The following is a 23092-nucleotide window of genomic DNA, read 5'->3' on the forward strand; positions in this document are numbered from 1 at the left end:
TCGTTCCCGAACAGGGAGCCCGCCCTGAAAACCGGAAAAAGCAGGCTCTTTCCCTATCAGGCGTAACGGTAATTTATATTTATAAAGTAAAGTCAATTGGCCGGTGTCGCGCAGTGACTAAGGGTGGAGAGGTTCCCTTTTTACGCTCCCGTATTTTTTAAGTTTTCGAACAGTTGCTTTTGAATGTTTGTCAGCGTCTTCGGAAGCTCTACCCGATAGGTTACTATCAGGTTGCCCTTTCCTGCTCCTTTATATACAGGGAAGCCTTCACCTCTCAGTCGAACCATCTGTCCCGGTTGTGTTCCCGGTTGCACCTTCAGCTCAACCGCTCCGTTCAGTGTGGGCACCTTGACTGTCCCCCCTAATACAGCCATTGTCAGCGGAATGTTTACGTTAGTGTACAAATCATCCCCCTGCCGACGGAACAACGGGTCGTTCGAAATAATAAACGTAATGTATAGATCACCGTCGGCACCGCCGTTCGAGCCTTTACCGCCGTGCCCCCGTAACCTGATAACCTGCCCGTTAGCCATACCTGCCGGAATGGTGATACGAATTTGTTCCCCGTTTACGTTTAGAATTTGTTTATGTGTTACCGCGGCCTCTCGCAGGCTCATGTTGAGCTCTGCCCGCAAATCCCGTCCTTTTCGTCCTTTGCTTCGTGCCGAACGTGTTCTGCTGCTTGTCTGCCCACCGAAGAACCGGTCGAAGAAATCGGAGAATCCGTCACTGCCAAAATGAATGCCCTCAAACGGGTCTTCTCCCTTGCTCGATTCGTACCAGTAAGTGCCGTTACCATCGGTTCCGAAAGCTCCGTTATTTCCGAATCCGTTACTGCCATACGCCGCCTGTTGTTTCTCAAAATCGTCGGCATGTTTCCATTCCTCGCCGTATCGGTCGTATTTCGCTCTTTTCTCGGGGTCGCTCAAAACTTCGTTCGCTTCGTTTACCGCCTGAAACTTCTCCTTAGCCGCAGGGTCGTTCGGGTTCAAATCCGGATGATACTTCCTTGCCAAGGCGCGGTAAGCTTTTTTTATTTCGTCTTGTGTTGCTTTTTTGTCCACCCCTAACATTTTGTAATAATCCATATATGCCATTGTGTCGTCCTCCTGTTCTGTCCTCTTTTAAAAATGAGGACTATTATATCGGCAGCAAAAAACATACCACAGAAGCTGTTTTTGTATCTGTTAGCAGTTGTTCTGTTTATCTGTTTTTATACATACTGTCGTAGTATTCTGTGTACTCTCCTTCTGCCACGCCCTTATTGCGATGTCCCTTTGCTTCAACCTTTCCTGATTTGAATTTCTCGATAAAAAGCAGTACCTTTACAAGGTGTTATATACAAAACTATAGTATCTGTTTTAATATGGAATTAAAGGCACTGATAAGTGAATGCACCGCATACGATTTCAAGCTGATGGTTGAAGAGAAGAAACCTAAGAGTTGGCTAAAAAGCGTAAGTGCTTTTGCCCATGGGTTAGGTGGCTCGCTTTTCTTCGGTATTGACAATGACGGAATCATTAGAGGACTTGATGATGCGCAACATGTTTGCGAAACCATCAGTAGTAGGATTCGCGATTATATGGATCCTCTGCCAGAGGTGGAAATGATTCCTCTTGATATAGATGGCTTACACATCTTGCAACTCAAAGTTAATGCCGGACATTATACCCCATATTACTACGTTGGCGATGGTCAACTTATTGCCTTCATTCGTGTTGGCGATGAAAGCCTTCCTGCTACAGCAGAGCAGATGGTACGATTGGTACTGAAAGGCTCAAACAGAACTTTTGATTCCCTTCATACAGATTATAAATTAGAGGACTATTCCTTTACAATATTGGCGAACACTTTCAAAGACCGTACCAAACAAGAATGGGACAAGAAATACCTCTTGTCGTTTGGATTGGTAACTGGCGCGGGAAGCCTTACGAATACCGGTGCATTATTTGCTGATGATTGTCCATTGTGGCAGTCTCGTTTGTACTGTACCCGATGGGATGGAAAGGAAAAGTGCGATGCCATAAATGATGCAGAGTTTACAGGCAATGTTCTCATGTTGCTTCGCGAAGCTATGAACTTTGTAAAGTCTAACACAAAGAGAGGCTGGAAGAAACTGCCCGATGGACGAAAGAACAAACCGGAATATGCAGAACGAGCAGCCCTTGAAGCTATGGTAAACCATTTCATCCATCGTGACTATACTGTGATGGGGAGTGAGGTGCATCTCGACATTTATGATGACCGTCTCACAGTCACTTCTCCTGGTGGAATGTACAATGGTATGCTGATACAGGACTTGGACATCAAAGATGTGTCTTCCGAAAGGCGTAATCCCATTCTTGCAAACGTGATGGCTCAACTTGACTACATGGAGAAGCGAGGCAGCGGACTCACACGCATCTGCAATGAGACCAAAGCACTGGAAGGATATAAGGACGAGCTGAAGCCTATATTCAAGTCTACCCCGAACCAGTTCCAGACGGTTATTTTTGCCGCGACCGACACATCAAATGTCGGAGACAATGACGGAGACATGTCGGAGACGAAACTCACTGAGCGTCAACAGAAAATCATAAATATCATCAAGGAATCTCCGACAATAACAGGGCATCAGATGTCGGAGATGCTGTCGGTGAGCCAACGTACCATCGAGCGTGACCTTTCTGCTATGCAGAAAATTGGCATCTTGAAACATGAAGGCAAAGATAATGACGGCGTATGGGTAATATCTGATGGTATTCGTACTTGTTTTTAGCATTTTGGTATCCTAAAGGTATTTATGTATTCGCAATTAGGCATAGCTATATTCCATATTTGGCTTAGATGAGGTAACTACACCACCTTCGGCAGGTATTTCCTTTATCGGTCTTTATACATACTGTCGTAGTATTTTTGGTAATCGCCCGAGGTGACATTATCCATCCAGTCTTGATGGTCGAGGTACCACCGGACGGTTTTTTCAATGCCTTCCTCAAACTGGAGAGACGGTTCCCATCCTAATTCACGTTGCAGTTTTCTACTGTCGATGGCGTAACGCATATCGTGCCCTTTACGGTCGGTGACGTAGGTGATGAGGTCGATGTCGGCATTTTCGGGGCGACCCAACAGACGGTCGACCGTGCTGATAAGTACCTTGATGATGTCGATATTCTTCCATTCGTTGAACCCACCTATATTATACGTGTCGGCTGTTTTTCCCCGATGAAAGATAACGTCGATGGCACGGGCATGATCTTCCACATAAAGCCAGTCGCGCACATTCTCGCCCTTACCGTATACGGGGAGCGGTTTGCGGTGGCGTATGTTATTGATGAACAGCGGAATCAGTTTTTCGGGGAATTGGTACGGACCGTAGTTGTTCGAACAATTGGTGACAATGGTAGGCATGCCGTAAGTGTCGTGGAATGCACGGACAAAGTGGTCGCTGCTTGCCTTTGAAGCCGAATACGGACTGTGCGGCTGATATTTCATGTCTTCGGTAAAGAAATCGGTTCCGTAGGCGTGATGATGCTCGGATGAGGCTTTTGTGGCGAACGGGCTGTCTAATCCTTCCGGATTCGTCATTTCGAGCGCTCCGTATACCTCGTCGGTGGAGATGTGATAGAAGCGTTTGTTTTCGTAGCCTTCGGGAAGTGATTCCCAATATACTTTGGCGGCTTGTAACATGGACAACGTGCCCATTACATTTGTTCGGGCGAAAGTGAACGGATCTTTGATGGAACGGTCGACATGGCTCTCGGCGGCCAAATGGATAATACCGTCGACATGATAAGCCTGCATCAACTCCTGTATCTTCGGGAAGTCGCATATATCGGCCTTAACGAAAGCATAGTTCGGCTTATGCTCTATGTCTTTTAAATTTGCTAAGTTGCCTGCGTAAGTCAGCTTGTCCAGATTGATGACGCGATAGTCGGGGTACTTGTTCACAAAAAGACGAACAACATGACTGCCTATGAATCCGGCTCCGCCTGTGATGATGATAGTACGTTTGTAGTCCATATTATATTATTTAACAGCGTTCATATTCTTCATACATTTCAGTAAGGAATCCGTCCAGTACGGGATGTCGATTCCGAAAGTTTCCTTTATCTTCGTCTTGTCGAGCACGGAATAAGCCGGACGTTTCACCGGAGAAGGGAACTCGTCGCTGTGACATGGCTCAACGCGGCAGTCGGTATTTCCGGCGAGTGTGGCAATCTGTTTGGCAAAGTCGTACCAAGAGCAGACCCCTTCGTTAGAATAGTGATAAATACCGTTATGTCCTCTGTACAGGCGATTCTCCACAATGTGGAAGATGGCGGCTGCCAAATCGCCGGCATAGGTAGGAGTGCCGCACTGGTCGAACACCACCTTGAGTCGCGGCTTGGCAGCGGTAAGGTTCAGCATGGTTTTGAGAAAGTTTTGCCCGAACTCGGAATAGAGCCATGCGGTGCGTAGGATGATATAATCTGCTCCCACCGCTTGAATACGCTGCTCGCCATGTAGCTTGGTCAGTCCGTACACACCGGTAGGAGTTCCCTTTCGGTCTTCCTTGCAAGGCGTGTTATAAAGCTCTCCGCCAAACACGTAATCGGTAGAGATATGCACCAACAGTCCGCCCGCCTCTTTCATGACAACGGCTAAGTTCTCGGGAGCTTTGGCGTTTAGTGTCTCGACGATGTCGCCGGCAGTCTCCGCCTTATCCACATTGGTCCACGCGGCGCAGTTGATAATGCATTCTATGTGTTCGTCTTTAACCACAGCCCGAACATCGTCGATATTCGTAATATCCAAAGGACGGTATCCTTCACATACATCGGTGAAGATGTAATGATCTTTACTGTTCTTCGCCACCGCTTGCGTTTCATTGCCAAGTTGTCCGTTGGCACCCGTGACCAATATATTCATGTTACTTCAATTCCGGATAAAGGTTCTCGTTATAATTAAAAAGGTATGGCGCGTCTTTCAGTCGGTTATGGTGTCTGTCTTTTTCCGATAAGATGATGTTTTCAGCAGGGATACGCCAATCAACGCGCAGATCGGGGTCGTTCCATGCCACCGCGCCTTCGCTCTCGGGATGATAGAAATTATCGCATTTATACTGCATGACCGCTTCATCGCTCAACACGCTGAATCCATGAGCGAATCCTTTGGGAATGAACATCTGAAGGTGATTCTCTTCTGTCAGTTCCACTGCCACGTGCTGTCCGAAAGTAGGGCTTCCCTTACGAATATCCACTGCTACATCGAGTACCGCTCCCTTGATGACCCGTACTAACTTGCTCTGGGCGTAGGGCATCTTTTGGAAATGCAGTCCCCGTAACACACCGTACGATGATTTGCTCTCGTTGTCCTGCACGAAATTAATCGGCCGGACTTTCTCAAAGAACGCTCGTTGGGAGTAGGACTCGAAGAAATATCCCCGACTATCGTTAAACAGGCGCGGCTGAATCAGCACTACGTCATCTATGTTTGTTTTGATTATTTCCATTATTTATTTATGATTGTTAATAGAGTCGGTGCTCATAGTTTTTCTTTTATCTTCCTCATCAAGTACCGGCCGTATTCGTTTTTCAGCATAGGCTTGGCGTCTTCCTCCAGTTTCTCGGCGGTGATCCAACCCTTGTCGTAACCAATGCCTTCCAGACATGCTATCTTCAGTCCCTGACGCTTTTCTAATACCTCTATATAGGTGGAAGCCTCGGAAAGCGAATCGTGTGTTCCGGTATCGAGCCAAGCGAATCCGCGTCCTAAAGTCTCTACTTTCAACTCGCCGGCATTCAGAAACTCCTGATTAACCGTGGTGATTTCCAACTCTCCACGGGCAGAGGGCTTGATGTGTTTGGCAATATCAACTACCTTATTCGGATAAAAGTAGAGTCCTACCACCGCGTAATTCGATTTCGGACGCGTTGGTTTCTCCTCAATACTCAGGCAGTTCCCATTCTTATCGAATTCAGCCACGCCATAGCGTTCCGGATCGTTTACCCAATAACCGAAGATGGTAGCTTTATGCTCCTGTTCGGCGGCTTTTACCGCGTTGGCCAATAAAGGAGTAAAGCCATTCCCATGGAAGATATTATCGCCCAATACGAGACAAACGGTATCGTTTCCTATGAATTGCTCACCGATGATAAAGGCTTGAGCCAATCCGTCGGGAGACGGTTGTTCGGCGTAGTCAAAGTGAACGCCGAAATCGGAGCCGTCACCTAACAGTCGCTTGAATCCGGGCAGGTCGTGAGGAGTCGAGATAATAAGAATATCTCGGATTCCTGCCAGCATCAGCACGGAAATAGGATAATAAATCATTGGCTTATCGAAAATAGGAAGCAACTGTTTACTCACTCCCTTGGTGATAGGGTAGAGACGGGTTCCACTGCCACCGGCTAAAACTATTCCTTTCATATTTTAGTAATTGTTATATTCCATTCCAAAGACTCAAACAGAGTCATTAATTTTGGCAAAAATAGGATATTCTCCGATGAATATCAAATAAAATAAATAATAATTATTTGCATATTCGTTTGGCGTCTGTTATGTACCGAACCGGCTAAGGGAAATAATGGATAGAATAATGTGTTTATTATTAGTAAATGAGCCTATTATTTCGTATCTTTGCAAAAGATATTATTAGTAAGAATTGCTTATGCTGTGCGAAGAAAAGTTTTTTGAAATATATAGGCAGGAGCCTACGGGAATATCGTTTTGTCCTTATCGTATCTGTCCTATCGGAGCTCACTCCGACCATAATTTGGGGAAAATTACCGGTTTGGCTATTGACAAAGGAATTCACATAGTTTATAAACCGAAACAAAATGGCGTTATAGAACTCACTTCTCTGCAGTTTGAAAAGCGGGCGCAGTGGCATGTGGCCGATATTCCAACCGTCAAGCAGAACGATTGGGCTGATTATTTGCGCGGGGCTACTATTGCGCTTGCCAAATCGTATCCGTTGCGTATAGGTTTGTGCGGTGTCATCGAAGGGAGTCTTCCCATAGGAGGATTGTCTTCATCAGCAGCGGTAATTATTTCATACCTGTTGGCGTTGTGTCAGCTGAACGACATTCACCTTAATCCGATGGAGATGATTCTCACGGCAAAAGCTGCCGAGAACAAGTATGTAGGCGTGAGCTGCGGCAAACTCGACCAGTCGTGCGAGGTATTCTCGAAGAAGGATCATTTGCTTTACTTGGATACGAAGGATGACAGCTATGAGTTGATTCCTACCAGTCCGATGATGAAGCCGTATAAGGTCGCTATCTTTTTTTCGGGCATAGAGCGTAATTTGTCGGGAAGCAGATTCAATATGCGGGTGGATGAGCTTCGATCGGCTGCTTATGCACTGAAAGCATTTGCCGGAATGGATTACGGAAAGTTTGAAGAGACGAATATGCGTGAAATTCCTCGGGATGTGTACGAGCAGTACAAAGACCGCCTGCCGGAGACATGGAAGCGGAGAGCAGAGCACTGGATGACGGAGTTCGACCGAGTGGAAAAAGGAGCGGAGGCATGGCGTAACGGAGATTTGGAGACGTATGGAAAGCTCTCGTTCGAGAGTGGCATGTCGTCTATATGTAATTGGGAGACGGGCTCTCCGGAGTTGAAGAAGCTATATGAGATTATGACGCGTACCGATGGCATTTATGGCGGCCGCTTCTCGGGAGCAGGATTTAAAGGCTGCTGTATGGCACTCATCGATCCGGGTTTCGAGGAGCGTATTGAAGAACAGGTGGAGCGGGAATACCTAAAAGCTTTCCCGAATTTGAAAGGTAAGTATTCTGTTCACATCTGCGAGAGTGCTAACGGAGTAAGATTATAACTAATTATTTATATACATACATGAAGTGTTTGATACTTGCGGCGGGCTACGCTACACGATTGTATCCCCTGACGGAGAATTTCCCGAAGCCATTGCTGAAGGTGGGCGATAAGACCATTCTCGATTGGCTGGTTGATGATATAGATACCGCCCGCTTGGCGGACGAGTTCGTAGTGATTTCGAATCATAAGTTTGCCCGTCAGTTTGAGGCATGGGCTGCCGCGAAACAACAGAAGATTTCGGTAGTGGACGATGGTACTTCTACCAATGAAACTCGTTTGGGAGCGGTAAACGATATCCGGTACGCCATGGAAAAGTTGGGCATTGATGAGGACGTTTTAGTGATTGCCGGAGATAATGTGCTCGACTTCTCTTTGACTAAGTTCATTACTTACGCGCAGAAAAAGAAAGCTTCGTGCGTTATGCGCTACTATGAACCGAACGACCAAAAGCTGTTGAAATGCGGTATAGTTACCATTGACGCGAACGATAAAGTGCTGAATATGACAGAGAAGTCGGTTAATCCGGCTACCCATTGGTGCTGTCCGCCCTTCTATTATTATACTCGAAATGACGCGAAACTTATTCAGAAAGGTATTGATAACGGATGCGGAACGGATGCTCCGGGAAGTTTCTTTGCTTGGCTTTCAAAGCAAACCGATACGTATGCCATGGAAATGCAGGGCAATCGATATGACATTGGTAATTTGAAGAGTTACGAGGAAGTGCGGGGGACATATAAAGGCATAGAAAAATGATAACTTGCGCTTCTAATCATAGTTTTAGAATATGAAGATATTAGTAACCGGCGCTGCAGGTTTTATAGGCAGCAAACTCGCGTGGCTGTTGGCGCGGCGGGGAGACGATGTTATAGGAATAGATAACATTAATACGTATTATGATCCGAATTTGAAGTATGCCCGATTAGCGGAGATGGGTATCCGTCTGCCGGAGGGGTGCTCTACCGGATCGGCTGTTCCGGAGACAGGTAATGACGGCTCTGCCGTAACTTTTCCGGAGATGCCCTTCGGTGTGAAGGCGCAGAGCGTGAAGTTACCGAATCTGCAATTCATTCGGATGGATATAGCCGACAGAGAGGCACTTCCGAAGCTGTTTGAGGAAGAGCGGTTCGATAAGGTGATGAATTTAGCGGCGCAGGCAGGTGTACGTTACTCCATCAAGAATCCTTTTGCCTATATCGAGAGCAATATCATAGGCTTTATGAATATATTAGAGTGCTGCCGGTATAACCATATCAAGCATTTGGTTTATGCCAGCTCCAGCTCGGTGTATGGCATGAATACGAAAGTTCCGTTTAGCGAGGATGATACGGTTATCTCTCCGGTAAGTATCTATGCTGCCACCAAGAAGAGTAACGAATTGATGGCCCATGCCTACGCAAAGCTCTACGACCTTCATTCCACCGGCTTGCGATTCTTTACGGTGTATGGCCCGTGGGGACGTCCGGATATGGCTCCGATGCTGTTTGCCGATGCCATCAGCAAAGGTAAAGCAATCAACGTGTTTAATAATGGAGACCTGATTCGAGACTTTACCTTCATTGATGATATAGTGAACGGAACCATTCAAGTGATTGATAAGATTCCGGTTGCCGGGGAATGCCCGAATAATGTTCCCACGAAGGTATATAATATAGGATGCAGTAATCCGGTGAAGCTCATGGACTTTATCAGCGAGATAGAGCAGGCGTTGGGAATAAAGGCCGAGAAAAACTATCTGCCGATGCAGCAAGGCGATGTTTATCAGACGAATGCCGACACTGCCAAGTTGGAAAACGAAGTAGGTTATCACCCTCAGGTTCAGTTGCGTGAAGGCATTGTGAAGTTTATAAATTGGTATAAATCGGAAAAGAACCCGCTAACATAAAAACAGAATAACATTATGGATAGAACGAATTTAAAGATTGCAGTAGCCGGAACAGGCTACGTCGGAATGAGCATAGCAACATTGCTGAGTCAACACCATCAGGTGACAGCCGTGGATATTCTACCCGAAAAGGTGGAGTTGATTAATAATAAAAAGTCGCCTATTGTTGATAAGGAGATAGAAGAGTATCTTGCCACGAAGAATTTAAACTTGAGGGCAACAACAGACGCGGAAGAAGCTTATAAGGATGCCGACTTTGTTATTATCGCCACTCCCACCAATTACGATACCAAGCAGAATTTCTTCGACACATCGGCGGTAGAAGCTGTTATCAAGTTGGTAATGAAATATAACCCGAACGCTGTTATGGTTATTAAATCGACCATTCCGGTGGGGTACACGAAACATATTCGTGAGGTGATGGGATTGAAAAATATCATCTTCTCTCCGGAGTTTCTGCGCGAGAGTAAAGCTCTTTATGATAATCTTTATCCCAGCAGAATTATTGTTGGTACCGACCCTGACGACGCCCGTCTGGTAGAGGCCGCGCATACTTTTGCCGAACTGTTGCGGGAAGGAGCTGTAAAGAAAGATATTCCTACCCTGTTTATGGGATTCACCGAAGCAGAGGCTGTGAAATTATTCGCTAACACCTATTTGGCGTTGCGTGTGAGCTATTTCAACGAGCTGGATACTTACGCGGAGATGAAAGGGCTGAACACCAACCATATTATTAAAGGTGTTTGCTTGGACCCACGTATCGGTGATCAGTATAATAACCCTTCGTTCGGATATGGCGGATATTGCTTGCCGAAAGATACGAAACAGTTGTTAGCCAACTATTCGGATGTTCCTGAAAACTTAATTCAGGCAATTGTGATGAGCAACCGAACCCGTAAGGATTTCATTGCCGACAGAGTATTGAATTTAGCCGGATATTACGATGCCAACAGTACGTGGGATTCGAAGAAAGAGCACGAGGTAACCATCGGAGTTTATCGTTTAACGATGAAGAGTAACAGTGATAATTTCCGCCAGAGCTCTATTCAAGGGGTCATGAAACGTATCAAGGCAAAAGGCGCTACGGTTATCATATACGAGCCTACACTCGAGGATGGCACCACATTTTTCGGCAGCAAGGTGGTGAATAATTTAGATGAGTTTAAAGAAAAGAGTTACGCTATCATAGCCAACAGGTATGACACTTCGCTGGACGATGTAAAAGCTAAAGTTTATACTCGAGATATTTTTAGAAGAGACTGACATAAAACGATACGTATGAGTCCACCGACTCATACGTATCACTTTATAAAAACTTCTGATGAATTCTTTCATTCATCCGCGTCTCTTTTCGCTTTCATCCGCGTCGGAATATCAGATGATGCCCTGTGCCATCATAGCTTTGGCAACCTTCATAAATCCGGCAATGTTAGCGCCTTTCACATAGTTAACATAACCGTCGGGCTCTGTGCCGTATTTTACACAAGCCTCGTGAATGCTCTTCATAATGCTGTGCAGACGGTTGTCCACCTCCCCGGCAGTCCAGCTGAGATGCTCGGCATTCTGAGTCATTTCCAAGCCGGATACAGACACGCCACCTGCATTGGATGCTTTACCCGGACTGTATAGAATCTTCGCGTCCTGAAAGACTTTGATAGCTTGTGGAGTACATGGCATGTTAGCGCCCTCGCTGACAGCAATGGCACCATTGGCGACAATGGCCTTGGCTGCTTCTTCATTGATTTCGTTTTGAGTAGCCGATGGTAAAATAATATCGGCCTTTTCGCTCCAAGGTTTGGCTCCTGCAACGTATTTAACTCCGTATTTCTCGGCATACTCGCTGATACGTCCTCGATAAAGATTCTTCAGTTCCATGATGTAATCCAACTTCTCACGGTCAATGCCGTCAGGGTCGTAGATGTAACCGTCAGAATCGCTCATGGTGAGCACCTTACCTCCCAACTGAATAACTTTCTCGACCGTGTACTGAGCTACGTTTCCGGCACCGGATACCAAACAAGTTTTGCCGTTCAGGTCGAGCCCTTTTGTCTTCAGCATCTCTGTCAGGAAATAGATGTTTCCATATCCGGTTGCTTCGGGACGGACAAGCGAGCCTCCGAATTCACGGCCTTTTCCGGTGAATGTTCCGGAAAACTGGTGGGAGAGCTTTTTATACATGCCGAACATGTAACCCACTTCACGACCACCCACACCGATGTCACCGGCAGGAACATCCTCATCCGGACCCACATGATTCCAAAGCTCTGTCATAAATGCCTGACAGAACCGCATAATCTCGTTGTTCGACTTGCCTCTCGGAGAGAAATCGGAACCGCCCTTAGCGCCTCCCATAGGGAGTGTTGTCAACGAATTCTTGAATGTTTGCTCGAAAGCGAGGAATTTCAAGATACTCAGATTGACCGAGGCGTGAAAACGGACACCGCCTTTGTACGGACCGATGGCGTTATTATGCTGAACACGGTAACCCATATTGGTTTGAACATTTCCTTTATCGTCGACCCATGTCACACGGAATGTGTAAATTCGGTCGGGGATACAGAGCCGTTCCACTAAGTTCGATTTATCAAATTCAGGATGTTTGTTATACTCCTCTTCAATACTGTTCAAAACAACAGAAACAGCCTGAATGTATTCAGGCTCGTTAGGGAATCTTCTATTCAGATCTTCCAATACTTTTGTTGCGTTCATAATTTAATCTCCTTTGTTATTGATATGTATTTTGTTTTTATCGACGGACAAAAGTATAGTATTTTTTGAATATACGAAACAAAAAGATAAGAAATTTAGAATAAAAGTATAAAAAAGACGTTTAAAGGTATATAGTTTAAAAATTATGTTAGTTTTATTCGTTTTTATTTTTGAAGTATTGGTAGAGCGGAACAAAAACCATGGCTCCGGATAAAAGAATGGTCACGATAAGCGGTCCGTCAATCTTGGGAGTTGAGGTAAGGACTATAAAACAGAAAGCAATCCAGACTAAGGCAATCAGGACTATCTGTGTAAGAGACAACTTTCTTCGCATCATAAGCTGTGTACTATATAATAAATAATGAATAATAAAAATGGATGAGCAGTTAACAGATAGCTCCCCCCCTCCGTTTTTCGCGACAGGAGGGGAGCCGGAAACGGGAGTAAACGCCCCGTTGCCTATATCTACGGTTAAAAGTTATAATTTATTAATCTGTTTCTTTTTCTTGTCTACATAAGCGTCAATGACAGCAACGGCCGTGATATTGACGATGTCTCGAACCGACGCTTCATGATCGGTGAAGTGGATAGGTTTGTTCAATCCCATTTGGATGGGACCGATAATCTCCATATCGTTATTCATGCCCTGCATGAGTTGATACGCGGCATTAGCGGAACTCAGGTTGGGGAATACAAGCGTGTTCACTTTCTTTCCTTTTAATCGGGTGAACGGATAAAGCTCATCGCGTAATTTCCGGTTGAGCGCGAATTTCATTTGCATCTCACCGTCGATATCCAAATGGGGATACTCTTTCTGCATGTACGTTACTGCTTCGTGCACTTTCTCCGGACTGCCTTTCTCGTCGGAGCCGAAGTTGGAGTAAGAGAGCATGGCCATTACCGGTTTATGATTGAAGAACTCCACCGACTTAGCTGTCAGGCGGGCTACATCAATAAGTGTGTCGGGGTCGGGATGGCGGTTAATCAGCGTATCGGCAATGAAATACGTTCCTTTATTGGAGTTGAGTATATGCATGGTGCCGAAGTGATTATATCCCGGTTGGATGCCAATGACTTCTTTGGCCACTTTAATGGTATTGGAGTACTTGGTGTATAAACCGGTAATGAACGCGTCGGCGTCGCCTGTTTCCACCATCATCATTCCGAAGTAATTCCGCTCGAACATCTTATCGTTTGCTTCTTGGAAGTTGGCTCCTTGGCGGGCTCGTTTATCGGCGAGGATGTGAGCGTAACGAACACGTCGGGCTTCTTCGTTGGGATGCCGTAAATTGATAATCTCAATACCATCGAGACTTAAATCCAACTGCTTTGCCATTTTACGGATGGCTTCATCATTGCCCAATAGAACAGGCTGACAGATGCCTTCTTCCTTGGCAAGGACAGCTGCTTTCAGCATAGAAGGATGAATGGCCTCGGCGAATACCACACGTTGCGGGTGACGTCGAGCCGTGTCGTACAGTTGGCGTGTCAGTTTGCTTTCCTGCCCCATCAGTTGACGAAGATGTACTTCATAGCCTTCCCAGTCGGTAATCTGTTTACGAGCCACTCCCGAGCTCATGGCAGCCTTAGCTACGGCCATGCTCACGTGGGTAATCAGTCGCGGATCAACAGGTTTCGGAATGAAATAATCCGGTCCGAAAGTGAAGTTATCGACGTGGTATGTTTCGTTTACAACTTCGGGAACAGGTTGTTTGGCCAAGTCAGCGATGGCATGGACGGCAGCTAATTTCATTTCTTCATTGATAGCTTTTGCACGTGTGTCGAGCGCTCCACGGAAGATGTACGGAAACCCGATGACATTATTTATTTGATTCGGGTAATCGGAACGTCCGGTGGAGATGAGTACGTCCGGACGCGAGGCCTTAGCTTCCTCGTACGAGATTTCAGGGGTAGGATTGGCTAACGCAAACACTATGGGGTTCTCGGCCATGCTGCGTACCATATCCTGAGTGAGCACGTTCCCTTTCGATAGTCCTAAGAATACATCGGCGCCCTTGATGGCTTCTTCAAGGGTATGTACATCCCGACGTTCGGTCGCGAACATTTGTTTGTTCGGAGTCAGATTGGGAAGATCGGAAGTGATGACGCCTTTACTGTCGAGCATGAGGATATTTTCCTTTCGGGCGCCTAAGGCAACGTATAGCTTGGTGCACGAGGTTGCGGAAGCGCCTGCGCCATTCACAACGATACGTACATCTTCAATCTTCTTTCCCGCTACTTCCAAGGCATTCAACAGTCCGGCAGCCGATATAATGGCTGTTCCATGTTGGTCGTCGTGCATGACGGGAATATCGAGTTCGGCTTTCAACCGGTCTTCTATCTCAAAACATTCGGGAGCCTTGATGTCTTCTAAATTGATGCCTCCGAAGGTAGGAGCAATGGCTTTTACCGCCTCGATGAATTTATCGGGGTCTTTCTCGTCAATCTCGATATCAAAAACATCAATGCCGGCGTAAATCTTGAACAGTAAGGCTTTTCCTTCCATCACCGGTTTTCCGCTCATGGCGCCTATGTTGCCTAATCCTAAAACGGCAGTTCCGTTTGAGATGACAGCTACCAAGTTTCCCTTATCGGTATAGTCGTACACGGTTTCGGGATTCTTTTGAATCTCCAGACATGGCTCCGCTACTTCCGGAGAGTATGCAAGTGATAAGTCGGCCTGTGTATTATAGGGTTTGGTTGGAACGATTTCTATTTTTCCGGGTCTGCCCTCGGAGTGATAGCGGAGGGCAGCTTCTTTTGTTATCTTTACCATAATTCAGTTGTTATGTATTATTTAATTTACAAAATTACGATATAAAATTGATATAAGAACAGAATAGAGAGTAAATTAAATGAAATAATACATACTATGGGGGTAAATCATACGTATAATTTGTTCAACTCATGCGTATGAACCGTTCAACTCATACGTATAATTTGTTCAACTCATACGTATGAATCGTTCAACTCATGCGTATCACTTTGCTTGTTCGTATATATCGGATTAGTAGCCGGTTATGATAGGTTTACCCGAGAGTAGTAGCCGGGATTCGAGAGATAAAATTAACTACATTTGACCTGATTTGTTATTATTAGTTAAACAATTGGTCGATTGAATATAGGTAATGGAAAAATATCTACTTTTGCAACGAAAACCGAGAAAGTTTAAAAAGTTTTCATTATGATAAAAATGGATTATAAATCTAAAACAATAAATTAGGTATGAAAGTTTTAAATTATCGTTTTGCGCTATTAGCCGGTGCTATTGTAGCATTAAGCAGTTGCGGTGGAAACAGTGGAATGAAGTTGGGAGACGATGAGTTTGCTACCATGACGGTATCGAGTACGGCAAGTGAACAAACTACATCTTATCCGGCAACCATTAAAGGAAAGCAGGATATTGAAGTTCGTCCGCAGGTTTCAGGTAACATTGTAAAACTGTACGTAGATGAAGGCGCTACAGTGCGTAAGGGGCAGGCATTGTTCGGAATAGACCCGACACAGTATGCCGCGGCTGTCCATCAGGCAAAAGCCGCCGTAGAGATGGCCAAGTCGGGTTTGAACACGGCTACGCTTACGGAGCAGCAGAAAAGAACATTGCACGACAAGCATATTATCAGTGATTATGAGTACACAGCGGCTGTTAACCAGTTGGAGTCGGCAAAGGCTCAGTTGGCACAGGCAGAGGCTTCCTATACGGCAGCCGCTCAGAATTTGGGATTCTGTACCGTAACCAGTCCGTCGAACGGAGTGGTTGGAACATTCCCTTATCGTGTAGGCGCATTGGTGGGGCCGTCTATCGCTTATCCTTTGACTACGGTCAGTGAGATTGGTGATATGTACGTTTATTTTTCCATGACAGAGAAAGAATTGCTGAAGATGACGAAGCAGGGTACATCATTGAAAGAGGAACTTGCCAAGTTGCCCGAAGTTGAGTTGCGGCTTATTGATGGTACGCTGTATGACGAGAAAGGAAAGATTGACGCGGTGAGTGGTGTCATTGACCAGAATACAGGTTCGGTTAGTATGCGAGCTGTCTTTCCTAACAGTAAAAATGTGCTCCGCAGCGGTGGCACAGGTAATGTTGTTTTCCCTTATAAAATGGATGGCGTGATGATTATTCCCCAGAGCGCCACTCAGGAAATTCAGGATTTGAAGTTTGTTTGGGTGGTAGGCAACGATAACAAAGTAGTCAGCACTCAGGTTACTGTTTCTCCTTTGGATGATGGTCAGAACTATATTGTTACCGATGGTTTGAAAGATGGTGACAAGATTGTGATTGAAGGCGTTCAGCTGTTGTCTAACGGACAAGAAATCAAGCCTATTACAAAGGAACAGGCAAGGGCTAAATATGAACAGCATTTGAAAGATCAGAGTGAGGGAAATATTCAAACAGCGTTTAAATAATCTGTCCCGCGTTAAATATCGTACCATTTAAGTTAGAATAGAATGAGATTAGATAATTTTATAAAGCGGCCGGTACTTTCAACGGTAATTTCTATTTTTATCGTTATTTTGGGTATTATTGGCTTGGTAACACTGCCCATTACCCAGTATCCGAGTATCGCGCCTCCTACCGTTATGGTGAGCGCTACCTATCCGGGAGCCAACGCTCAGACGGTATTGAACAGTGTTATCGTTCCGTTGGAAGAGCAAATCAACGGAGTTGAGAACATGTTGTATATGTCTTCTTCCGCTACCAATAGCGGGAGCGCGAGTATTACCATTTATTTTAAGCAGGGAACCGATCCGGATATGGCGGCAGTGAATGTGCAGAACCGTGTGTCTATGGCACAAGGATTATTACCCGCCGAGGTAACCCAAATTGGCGTGATGACCATGAAGCGTCAATCGTCTATGTTGATGGTTTTCTCTTTAGTCGACACCTCCGATAAGTATCCGTACGACTTCATTGAGAATTACGCGGAAATTAATATCATTCCGGAGGTTAAACGTGTTAACGGTGTCGGTCAGGCATTTGTGGCCGGCGGCGAATACTCTATGCGTATTTGGTTGAAGCCGGATGTCATGTCACAATATAAATTGGTACCATCGGATATTACCGGAGTATTGGCAGAGCAGAACTTGGAAGCTGCTCCCGGGCAGTTTGGCGAACGTTCGAATCAGACATTCCAATATACTATTCGATACCGAGGACGTTTGCAGACCGAGGAAGAGTTTGGTGACATTGTCATCAAGTCGATGCCCGATGGTCAGGTTCTCCATTTAAAAGATGTAGCCGATATAGAATTGGGACGTTTAACATACTCCTTTATTAATAAGGTGAACGGACACAACGGCGTAACCTGTATTGCTTTCCAGTTGGCAGGCTCCAACGCGACTTCTACTATTAATATGTTGGAGAAACAGTTGGACGAAGCAAGTAAGAACTTGCCTACAGGATTGAAAATAAACGTAGCCATTAGCGCCAATGATTTCTTGTTCGCTTCTATTCACGAGGTGGTGAAAACGTTGATTGAGGCCTTTATTTTGGTGTTCATTGTAGTATATATATTCTTGCAGGATTTCCGTTCCACATTGATTCCCGCCATTGCCATTCCGGTGTCGTTGGTTGGTACCTTCTTTATCCTGAAGATGATGGGATTCAGTTTGAACCTGCTCACGTTGAGTGCGTTGGTATTGGCCATAGCCATTGTTGTTGACGATGCCATAGTAGTTGTTGAGGGTGTCCATGCCAAGTTAGATCAGGGGTACCATTCCTCTTTGGAGGCTTCTATTGATGCCATGAGTGAGTTAGGGACTGCCATTGTATCTATTACATTAGTCATGATGGCGGTGTTTATTCCGGTATCTTTCATGGGCGGAACAGCCGGTACATTCTATCGGCAATTCGGTTTGACCATGGCTGTTGCCATTGGTATCTCCGCGTTGAATGCTTTGACTTTGTCTCCGGCTCTTTGCGCTATTTTCCTGAAACCGAAGAATGAAGACGGTACCGCTAAGAAGTCGACTTTTGTCGATCGTTTCCATACGGCATTTAATACGACGTACGACAATATCCTTGGCAAATACCGTCGTAAGATAGTTAAGCTTATAAAGAATAAGCGACTTGTATATATATTGGTTCCATCAGCTATTGTGGTACTGATTATATTGATGAAGATGACTCCTACCGGTATGGTTCCTTCCGAGGATCAGGGAGCTATTATGGGTGCCATTACATTGCCTCCCGGAACATCGCAAGACCGTGCTGAGAAGATTTTCATGCAGGTAGACAGTTTGGTAGCGGCAGAGCCGTGTGTTGAGTCGCATACCATTATGTCAGGTTACGGATTCACGGGTGGTCAGGGTCCTTCATACGGATCGGTCATCATTAAGCTGAAACCATGGAGTGAACGGAGTCAGACACAGACGGCTGATATTATATATGTAGAGTTGTTTATGCGTGCTCAGAAGATTATCAAAGACGCTCAGGTGTTGTTCTTCATGCCGCCTTCTATTCCGGGTTACTCTGTTTCAAGCAGTGTTGAGTTGAACCTGCAGGATAAAACCGGTGGAACATTGGATCGATTCTATGAAGTTTCGCAAAGCTTTATAAAAGAATTGATGTCCCGTCCGGAAATTCAGACTGCGCAAACCACGTTTAACCCGAAGTTCCCTCAGTATCAAATCGACATTGACGCGGCAGCATGTAAAAAGGCAGGCATCAGTCCGGTGTCTATCTTGAGTGTCCTTCAGGGCTATTATGGCGGCTTGTACGCGTCGAACTTCAACCGGTTCGGTAAAATGTATCGTGTCATGGTTCAGGCTCGTCCAGACGACAGGAAAAACGTGGAATCATTGAAGAATATCATGGTTCGCAGCGGGGCGGAGATGGCTCCTGTTACTCAGTTTATGACCATGAAGAAAGTTTACGGACCGGATAACATTAACCGATTCAACTTGTACACGTCCATGCAGATTTTAGTTAACCCTGCCGAGGGTTATACTTCCGGTGAGGCTTTGCAAGCTATCTCAGAAGTATCGCAGAAGAACCTGCCTGTAGGTTATGGTTACGAGTTGGGCGGTATGGCACGCGAGGAAGCAACCAACGGCAGCTCGACAGGAGTGATTTTTGTGCTTTGCTTCGTATTCGTTTATTTATTGCTGAGTGCGTTGTACGAGAGTTATATTCTGCCGTTGTCAGTTATTCTTTCTATTCCGTTTGGTTTGGCAGGCAGTTTCATCTTTGTCAACTTGTACGGTTTGATAGCTAAGATTCCAATGTTGCAGATGCTGTTGGGTTCCATGTCTAACGATATCTATATGCAGATTGCGTTGATTATGTTGATGGGTCTGTTAGCTAAGAATGCCATCTTGATAGTAGAGTTTGCTCTCGACCGTCGCAAACAGGGTATGGGAATCGGTTGGGCTTCCGTACTTGGCGCGTCAGCCCGTTTGCGCCCTATTCTAATGACTTCATTGGCTATGGTGGTAGGTCTGTTCCCGTTGATGATAGCTACCGGCGCCGGCGCTCATGGTTACAGAACATTAGGTTGGGCAGCCGTTGGAGGCATGGCTATTGGTATGATATTCCAGATATTTGTGGTTCCTGTGCTGTTCTCTGTCTTTGAGTACTTGCAAGAGAAAGTTAAACCTATCAAGTGGGATGTAATAGAAGATAAGACGGTTAATCCGGAAATTCAACAATATGTAAAAGATTAATAGAATGAAGAAGATTATTATATGGTGCAGTCTTGCTCTGCTAATGAGCAGTTGTCATATTTATAAGTCGTATGAGCGTCCGGATTCAATTACCGCGGAGAACATATATCGTGATCCGGTAGCTGATAACGCGCCGTTTGCGTCCGGTGATACTGCTAATTTCGGTAATTTAGATTGGAAAGAAGTGTTCCGCGACCCGCAGTTGCAGTCGCTTATTGAAGAAGGACTCTCCAATAATGTGAATATGCAGGCAGCTATTCTTCGTGTAGAGGAAGCTAAAGCGATGCTTACAGCCGCTCATTTGTCGTTTCTTCCTTCAGTGGCTGTTGCTCCGCAGGGGTCGCTTACGAGCATGAACAAGAGCACAGCGGTAAAGAACTATACATTGCCGGCATCAGCCAGTTGGGAGATTGATTTGTTTGGCGCCTTGCTGAATGCCGATCGTGGTCAACGTGCTTCTTATTTGCAGAGTGAATATAGTCGTCAGGCAGTCCGTTCACAGATTATCTGTGGTATTGCTACCGCTTATTACTCTTTGCTGATGCTTGACTGTCAGGTAGATATTACAGCTCAGAATGTAGACTTGATGGCCGATTTGGTCAATACCATGAAAGCCTATAAGGAAGCCGGTATGACTACCGAGGCCGGTGTCGCTCAGTATGAAGGTACTTACCATCAGATTCAGGCCTCGCTTGCCGGATTGAAACGTCAGGTTCGTGAGACGGAGAATTCATTGGCTACATTGTTGGGGCGTCCGGCACAGCATATCGACCGTTCTACACTCGCCGCTCAGGAGATTCCCGATGGCATGAGCGTAGGCTTCCCGTTGCAGTTGCTTGAGAATCGTCCTGATGTACGTATAGCTGAAATGAACCTTGCCGCAGCTTATTATCAGACCAATCAGGCACGCTCGGCCTTCTATCCTCATGTTACGCTTACAGGCACGGCAGGATGGACAAATGGTTCCAATGGAACTGTTATTCGTAATCCGGCAGTCTTTATGTGGCAGGCATTGGGGTCGCTTACTCAGCCTATCTTCGCTCGTGGCAAGCTCATTGCTAATTTAAAAGTGACTAAGCGTGAAGAGGAAATAGCAAAGGCTAATTATCAGCAAAAGATTTTAGAGGCAGGTAAGGAAGTCAGTAACGCGCTCTTCTTGTTCGATACAGCCGATAAGCAGTTGGGCGAGCATCAGGCACAGGTAGAGAAAATGCGTAATGCGCTCGAAATGAGTAAAGATTTGTTTAAGGTTGCCAAGGCAACTTATTTGGAAATAATATCGGCACAGCAATCACTGCTCAGTGCTCAGTTGAACGAAGTAACCGACCGATACCAGCGTTTGGAGGCAGTCATCGACCTTTATAGCGCGTTAGGTGGAGGTCGTGAATAAAAAATATAGTATCATGATTAGTCCGTTAGCATATATAGATTCTTCCGCGAAGATCGGAAAGAATGTAGAAATTGGTCCATTCGTCTTTATAGACAAGAACGTGGAAATAGGTGATGATAATGTTATCATGCCTAATGCAAGTATCATGAGTGGCGCTCGTATAGGGAATGGTAACAGCATCTTCAATGGAGCGGTTATTGCCGCCGAGCCTCAGGATTTTTTCTATAAAGGTGAAAATACAATAGCCCGTATAGGAAACAATAATGTGATTCGGGAAAATGCTGTTATTATCCGTGCTACTTTTCCGACAGGCGAGACTGTTATAGGAAATGACAACCATATCATGCAAGGAGTTCGCGTCTCCCATGACGTGCATATCGGAAATATGAATATTATAGGTAATGGAACTCAGATTTCAGGTAATGGAATTGTTGAGGATAGGGTTATTCTGACATCGAATGTTCTGATGCAGGGCGATACCCGTGTGGGAACCTACTCGTGTGTTTTAGGCGGTACTAATTTCATTAAGGATGTACCTCCGTACTGTGTCATCAATAGCGAGAGAGGAGGTACGTTCGAGAATGTGAATTATCCTGTTTTAGAGCATTTCAAAGTTGATGAAACCATACTGAAGCATTTGAGCCATGCTTTCCGCTTGCTTTATAAGGTAAATACCACCCAACACGAAGCATTGCGTAGAATTGAAGAGCAGATTCCGACAAGTCCGGAAATTAAATATTTGGTTAAGTTCATTCGTGAATCAAAATTAGGCATTGTAGGTAGTTGATATGGATTCATTAACAATACATAATCAGACCGTCCGTCCAAGTCGTAAGGCTGATAAGGCAATTATTCGCCGTAGGGTGTTGAAAGCAGCTAATATAGCTTTTCGCACGAAAGGTATAAAGGCTGTCAGAATGGATGATTTGGCCGCGGAATTATCTATATCGAAGCGTACCATTTATCAGTTGTTCCATGACAAAGAAGAGCTGCTTTTCGAAATAGTGAAGAAGAATGCGGAAGAGATAAAAGCTTATCTCAGTGAAGTAGGAGAACACGCTGAGAATGTACTTGTAGTGGTTTTTAAGTTTTATCAGCAGAACATGGAGCAGCTAAATTCTATCAATGTGAAGTTTTTAGAAGATTTAGAGCGTTATCCACGTATATTGAAATATATTAAAAGCATCAAAAAGGAGAATTCCAAATATGTGGATCAATTTTATCAGGAAGGTGTAAATCAGGGGCTGTTTATTCCGAATGTTAAGTTCCGTATTATTACAGTGATGTTTGATGAACAGATGGAGAATGTACTACATTCCGATTTGCTGCAGACTTATACGCTTACTGATATTTATAAAACCGTGTTAATGGCACTTCTCCGTGGAGCATGTACCGCTAAGGGCGTGAAACTCATTGATGATTACTTTTCAAATTCTCCTGAGAATTTTAATTAGTTAATCAGAACTTTTATTAGACTGACGCGCATGAGTTGTCCAACTCATACGCGTCAGTTCACTAACTCATCCGCATGAGTTGAGCAATTCATACGTATCACTTTTTAAAGCTCTCTTGACGATTGTTTCCAATTTGCCACAAATGTTTGTGGGTGTCCATCAGCCAACACTCGGACAATCACC

The 23092-nt window shown here is 45.2% G+C and carries 18 protein-coding genes; 10 read left to right on the forward strand and 8 right to left on the reverse strand.

Annotation, left to right across the window (positions count from 1 at the left end; translation table 11 throughout):
- Window positions 1-140: 140 nt before the first annotated feature.
- Window positions 141-1097, reverse strand: coding sequence for a J domain-containing protein (locus LO761_RS09175; protein WP_272817987.1), 957 nt, complete (start codon window positions 1095-1097; stop codon window positions 141-143).
- A gap of 269 nt (window positions 1098-1366) precedes the next feature.
- On the opposite strand from LO761_RS09175, the gene LO761_RS09180 reads away from it, so the two are divergent.
- Window positions 1367-2758, forward strand: coding sequence for an ATP-binding protein (locus LO761_RS09180; RefSeq protein ID WP_272817988.1), 1392 nt, complete (start codon window positions 1367-1369; stop codon window positions 2756-2758).
- A gap of 104 nt (window positions 2759-2862) precedes the next feature.
- Here the strand turns inward: LO761_RS09180 and LO761_RS09185 are convergent, their stop codons facing one another.
- Genes LO761_RS09185 through rfbA form a run of 4 tightly spaced genes read right to left on the reverse strand, consistent with a single transcriptional unit; the run spans window position 2863 to window position 6387 of the window.
- Entirely contained in the window at window positions 2863-4002 is a 1140-nt protein-coding gene (locus LO761_RS09185; protein ID WP_272817989.1) for a dTDP-glucose 4,6-dehydratase, read from the reverse strand.
- Between the two features lie 6 nt (window positions 4003-4008).
- Entirely contained in the window at window positions 4009-4890 is an 882-nt protein-coding gene (rfbD, locus tag LO761_RS09190) for a dTDP-4-dehydrorhamnose reductase (RefSeq protein ID WP_272817990.1), read from the reverse strand.
- Between the two features lies 1 nt (window position 4891).
- Window positions 4892-5473, reverse strand: coding sequence for a dTDP-4-dehydrorhamnose 3,5-epimerase (gene rfbC / locus LO761_RS09195; RefSeq protein WP_272817991.1), 582 nt, complete (start codon window positions 5471-5473; stop codon window positions 4892-4894).
- 32 nt (window positions 5474-5505) lie between these two features.
- Window positions 5506-6387 (reverse strand): glucose-1-phosphate thymidylyltransferase RfbA, encoded by an 882-nt coding sequence (gene rfbA / locus LO761_RS09200; protein WP_272817992.1) that lies wholly within the window; start codon window positions 6385-6387, stop codon window positions 5506-5508.
- A gap of 241 nt (window positions 6388-6628) precedes the next feature.
- On the opposite strand from rfbA, the gene LO761_RS09205 reads away from it, so the two are divergent.
- The 4 genes from LO761_RS09205 to LO761_RS09220 are packed head-to-tail and all read left to right on the forward strand — an operon-like array spanning window position 6629 to window position 10951.
- Window positions 6629-7801, forward strand: coding sequence for a GHMP family kinase ATP-binding protein (locus tag LO761_RS09205; RefSeq protein ID WP_272817993.1), 1173 nt, complete (start codon window positions 6629-6631; stop codon window positions 7799-7801).
- A 20-nt stretch (window positions 7802-7821) separates the two neighbouring features.
- Window positions 7822-8559 carry a nucleotidyltransferase family protein gene (locus tag LO761_RS09210; protein WP_272817994.1) on the forward strand — a complete coding sequence of 246 codons (738 nt, stop codon included), beginning with the start codon at window positions 7822-7824 and terminating at the stop codon, window positions 8557-8559.
- Between the two features lie 31 nt (window positions 8560-8590).
- Entirely contained in the window at window positions 8591-9688 is a 1098-nt protein-coding gene (locus LO761_RS09215; RefSeq protein WP_272817995.1) for an NAD-dependent epimerase/dehydratase family protein, read from the forward strand.
- Window positions 9689-9703: 15 nt separating this feature from the next.
- Window positions 9704-10951, forward strand: coding sequence for a nucleotide sugar dehydrogenase (locus LO761_RS09220; protein WP_272817996.1), 1248 nt, complete (start codon window positions 9704-9706; stop codon window positions 10949-10951).
- Between the two features lie 111 nt (window positions 10952-11062).
- Here the strand turns inward: LO761_RS09220 and LO761_RS09225 are convergent, their stop codons facing one another.
- From LO761_RS09225 to LO761_RS09235, 3 genes are all read right to left on the reverse strand, one after another.
- Window positions 11063-12397 (reverse strand): NADP-specific glutamate dehydrogenase, encoded by a 1335-nt coding sequence (locus LO761_RS09225; protein ID WP_272817997.1) that lies wholly within the window; start codon window positions 12395-12397, stop codon window positions 11063-11065.
- A 154-nt stretch (window positions 12398-12551) separates the two neighbouring features.
- Complete coding sequence (locus LO761_RS09230) at window positions 12552-12734, reverse strand: hypothetical protein (RefSeq protein WP_407951556.1); 183 nt, start codon at window positions 12732-12734, stop codon at window positions 12552-12554.
- Between the two features lie 141 nt (window positions 12735-12875).
- Window positions 12876-15173, reverse strand: a complete 2298-nt coding sequence (locus LO761_RS09235; RefSeq protein ID WP_272817998.1) for an NADP-dependent malic enzyme — start codon at window positions 15171-15173, stop codon at window positions 12876-12878.
- 449 nt (window positions 15174-15622) lie between these two features.
- On the opposite strand from LO761_RS09235, the gene LO761_RS09240 reads away from it, so the two are divergent.
- Genes LO761_RS09240 through LO761_RS09260 form a run of 5 tightly spaced genes read left to right on the forward strand, consistent with a single transcriptional unit; the run spans window position 15623 to window position 22909 of the window.
- Window positions 15623-16807, forward strand: coding sequence for an efflux RND transporter periplasmic adaptor subunit (locus tag LO761_RS09240; protein ID WP_272817999.1), 1185 nt, complete (start codon window positions 15623-15625; stop codon window positions 16805-16807).
- 42 nt (window positions 16808-16849) lie between these two features.
- The gene (locus LO761_RS09245) at window positions 16850-20065 is read left to right on the forward strand and encodes an efflux RND transporter permease subunit (RefSeq protein WP_272818000.1); all 3216 of its coding nucleotides are present in this window, start codon (window positions 16850-16852) and stop codon (window positions 20063-20065) included.
- Between the two features lie 4 nt (window positions 20066-20069).
- Entirely contained in the window at window positions 20070-21455 is a 1386-nt protein-coding gene (locus LO761_RS09250; RefSeq protein ID WP_272818001.1) for an efflux transporter outer membrane subunit, read from the forward strand.
- Window positions 21456-21468: 13 nt separating this feature from the next.
- Entirely contained in the window at window positions 21469-22242 is a 774-nt protein-coding gene (locus LO761_RS09255; RefSeq protein WP_272818002.1) for an LbetaH domain-containing protein, read from the forward strand.
- Between the two features lies 1 nt (window position 22243).
- A complete protein-coding gene (locus tag LO761_RS09260; RefSeq protein ID WP_272818003.1) occupies window positions 22244-22909 on the forward strand; it encodes a TetR/AcrR family transcriptional regulator in 666 nt (221 codons plus the stop codon).
- The last annotated feature ends 183 nt before the right edge of the window (window positions 22910-23092 follow it).

The sequence above is a fragment of the Phocaeicola oris genome (assembly GCF_021295095.1).
Lineage (GTDB): Bacteria > Bacteroidota > Bacteroidia > Bacteroidales > Bacteroidaceae > Phocaeicola > Phocaeicola oris.

What these genes read in the sequence shown, in the direction of transcription:
- LO761_RS09180 (WP_272817988.1), top strand. Translation starts at nt 1,367, where the DNA reads ATGGAATTAAAGGCACTGATAAGTGAATGCACCGCATACGATTTCAAG.
- LO761_RS09260 (WP_272818003.1), top strand. Translation starts at nt 22,244, where the DNA reads ATGGATTCATTAACAATACATAATCAGACCGTCCGTCCAAGTCGTAAG.
- LO761_RS09245 (WP_272818000.1), top strand. Translation starts at nt 16,850, where the DNA reads ATGAGATTAGATAATTTTATAAAGCGGCCGGTACTTTCAACGGTAATT.
- LO761_RS09250 (WP_272818001.1), top strand. Translation starts at nt 20,070, where the DNA reads ATGAAGAAGATTATTATATGGTGCAGTCTTGCTCTGCTAATGAGCAGT.
- LO761_RS09210 (WP_272817994.1), top strand. Translation starts at nt 7,822, where the DNA reads ATGAAGTGTTTGATACTTGCGGCGGGCTACGCTACACGATTGTATCCC.
- LO761_RS09175 (WP_272817987.1), bottom strand. Translation starts at nt 1,097, where the DNA reads ATGGCATATATGGATTATTACAAAATGTTAGGGGTGGACAAAAAAGCA.
- LO761_RS09205 (WP_272817993.1), top strand. Translation starts at nt 6,629, where the DNA reads ATGCTGTGCGAAGAAAAGTTTTTTGAAATATATAGGCAGGAGCCTACG.
- LO761_RS09240 (WP_272817999.1), top strand. Translation starts at nt 15,623, where the DNA reads ATGAAAGTTTTAAATTATCGTTTTGCGCTATTAGCCGGTGCTATTGTA.
- rfbD (WP_272817990.1), bottom strand. Translation starts at nt 4,890, where the DNA reads ATGAATATATTGGTCACGGGTGCCAACGGACAACTTGGCAATGAAACG.
- LO761_RS09235 (WP_272817998.1), bottom strand. Translation starts at nt 15,173, where the DNA reads ATGGTAAAGATAACAAAAGAAGCTGCCCTCCGCTATCACTCCGAGGGC.
- LO761_RS09215 (WP_272817995.1), top strand. Translation starts at nt 8,591, where the DNA reads ATGAAGATATTAGTAACCGGCGCTGCAGGTTTTATAGGCAGCAAACTC.
- rfbA (WP_272817992.1), bottom strand. Translation starts at nt 6,387, where the DNA reads ATGAAAGGAATAGTTTTAGCCGGTGGCAGTGGAACCCGTCTCTACCCT.
- LO761_RS09230 (WP_407951556.1), bottom strand. Translation starts at nt 12,734, where the DNA reads ATGATGCGAAGAAAGTTGTCTCTTACACAGATAGTCCTGATTGCCTTA.
- rfbC (WP_272817991.1), bottom strand. Translation starts at nt 5,473, where the DNA reads ATGGAAATAATCAAAACAAACATAGATGACGTAGTGCTGATTCAGCCG.
- LO761_RS09225 (WP_272817997.1), bottom strand. Translation starts at nt 12,397, where the DNA reads ATGAACGCAACAAAAGTATTGGAAGATCTGAATAGAAGATTCCCTAAC.
- LO761_RS09220 (WP_272817996.1), top strand. Translation starts at nt 9,704, where the DNA reads ATGGATAGAACGAATTTAAAGATTGCAGTAGCCGGAACAGGCTACGTC.
- LO761_RS09185 (WP_272817989.1), bottom strand. Translation starts at nt 4,002, where the DNA reads ATGGACTACAAACGTACTATCATCATCACAGGCGGAGCCGGATTCATA.
- LO761_RS09255 (WP_272818002.1), top strand. Translation starts at nt 21,469, where the DNA reads ATGATTAGTCCGTTAGCATATATAGATTCTTCCGCGAAGATCGGAAAG.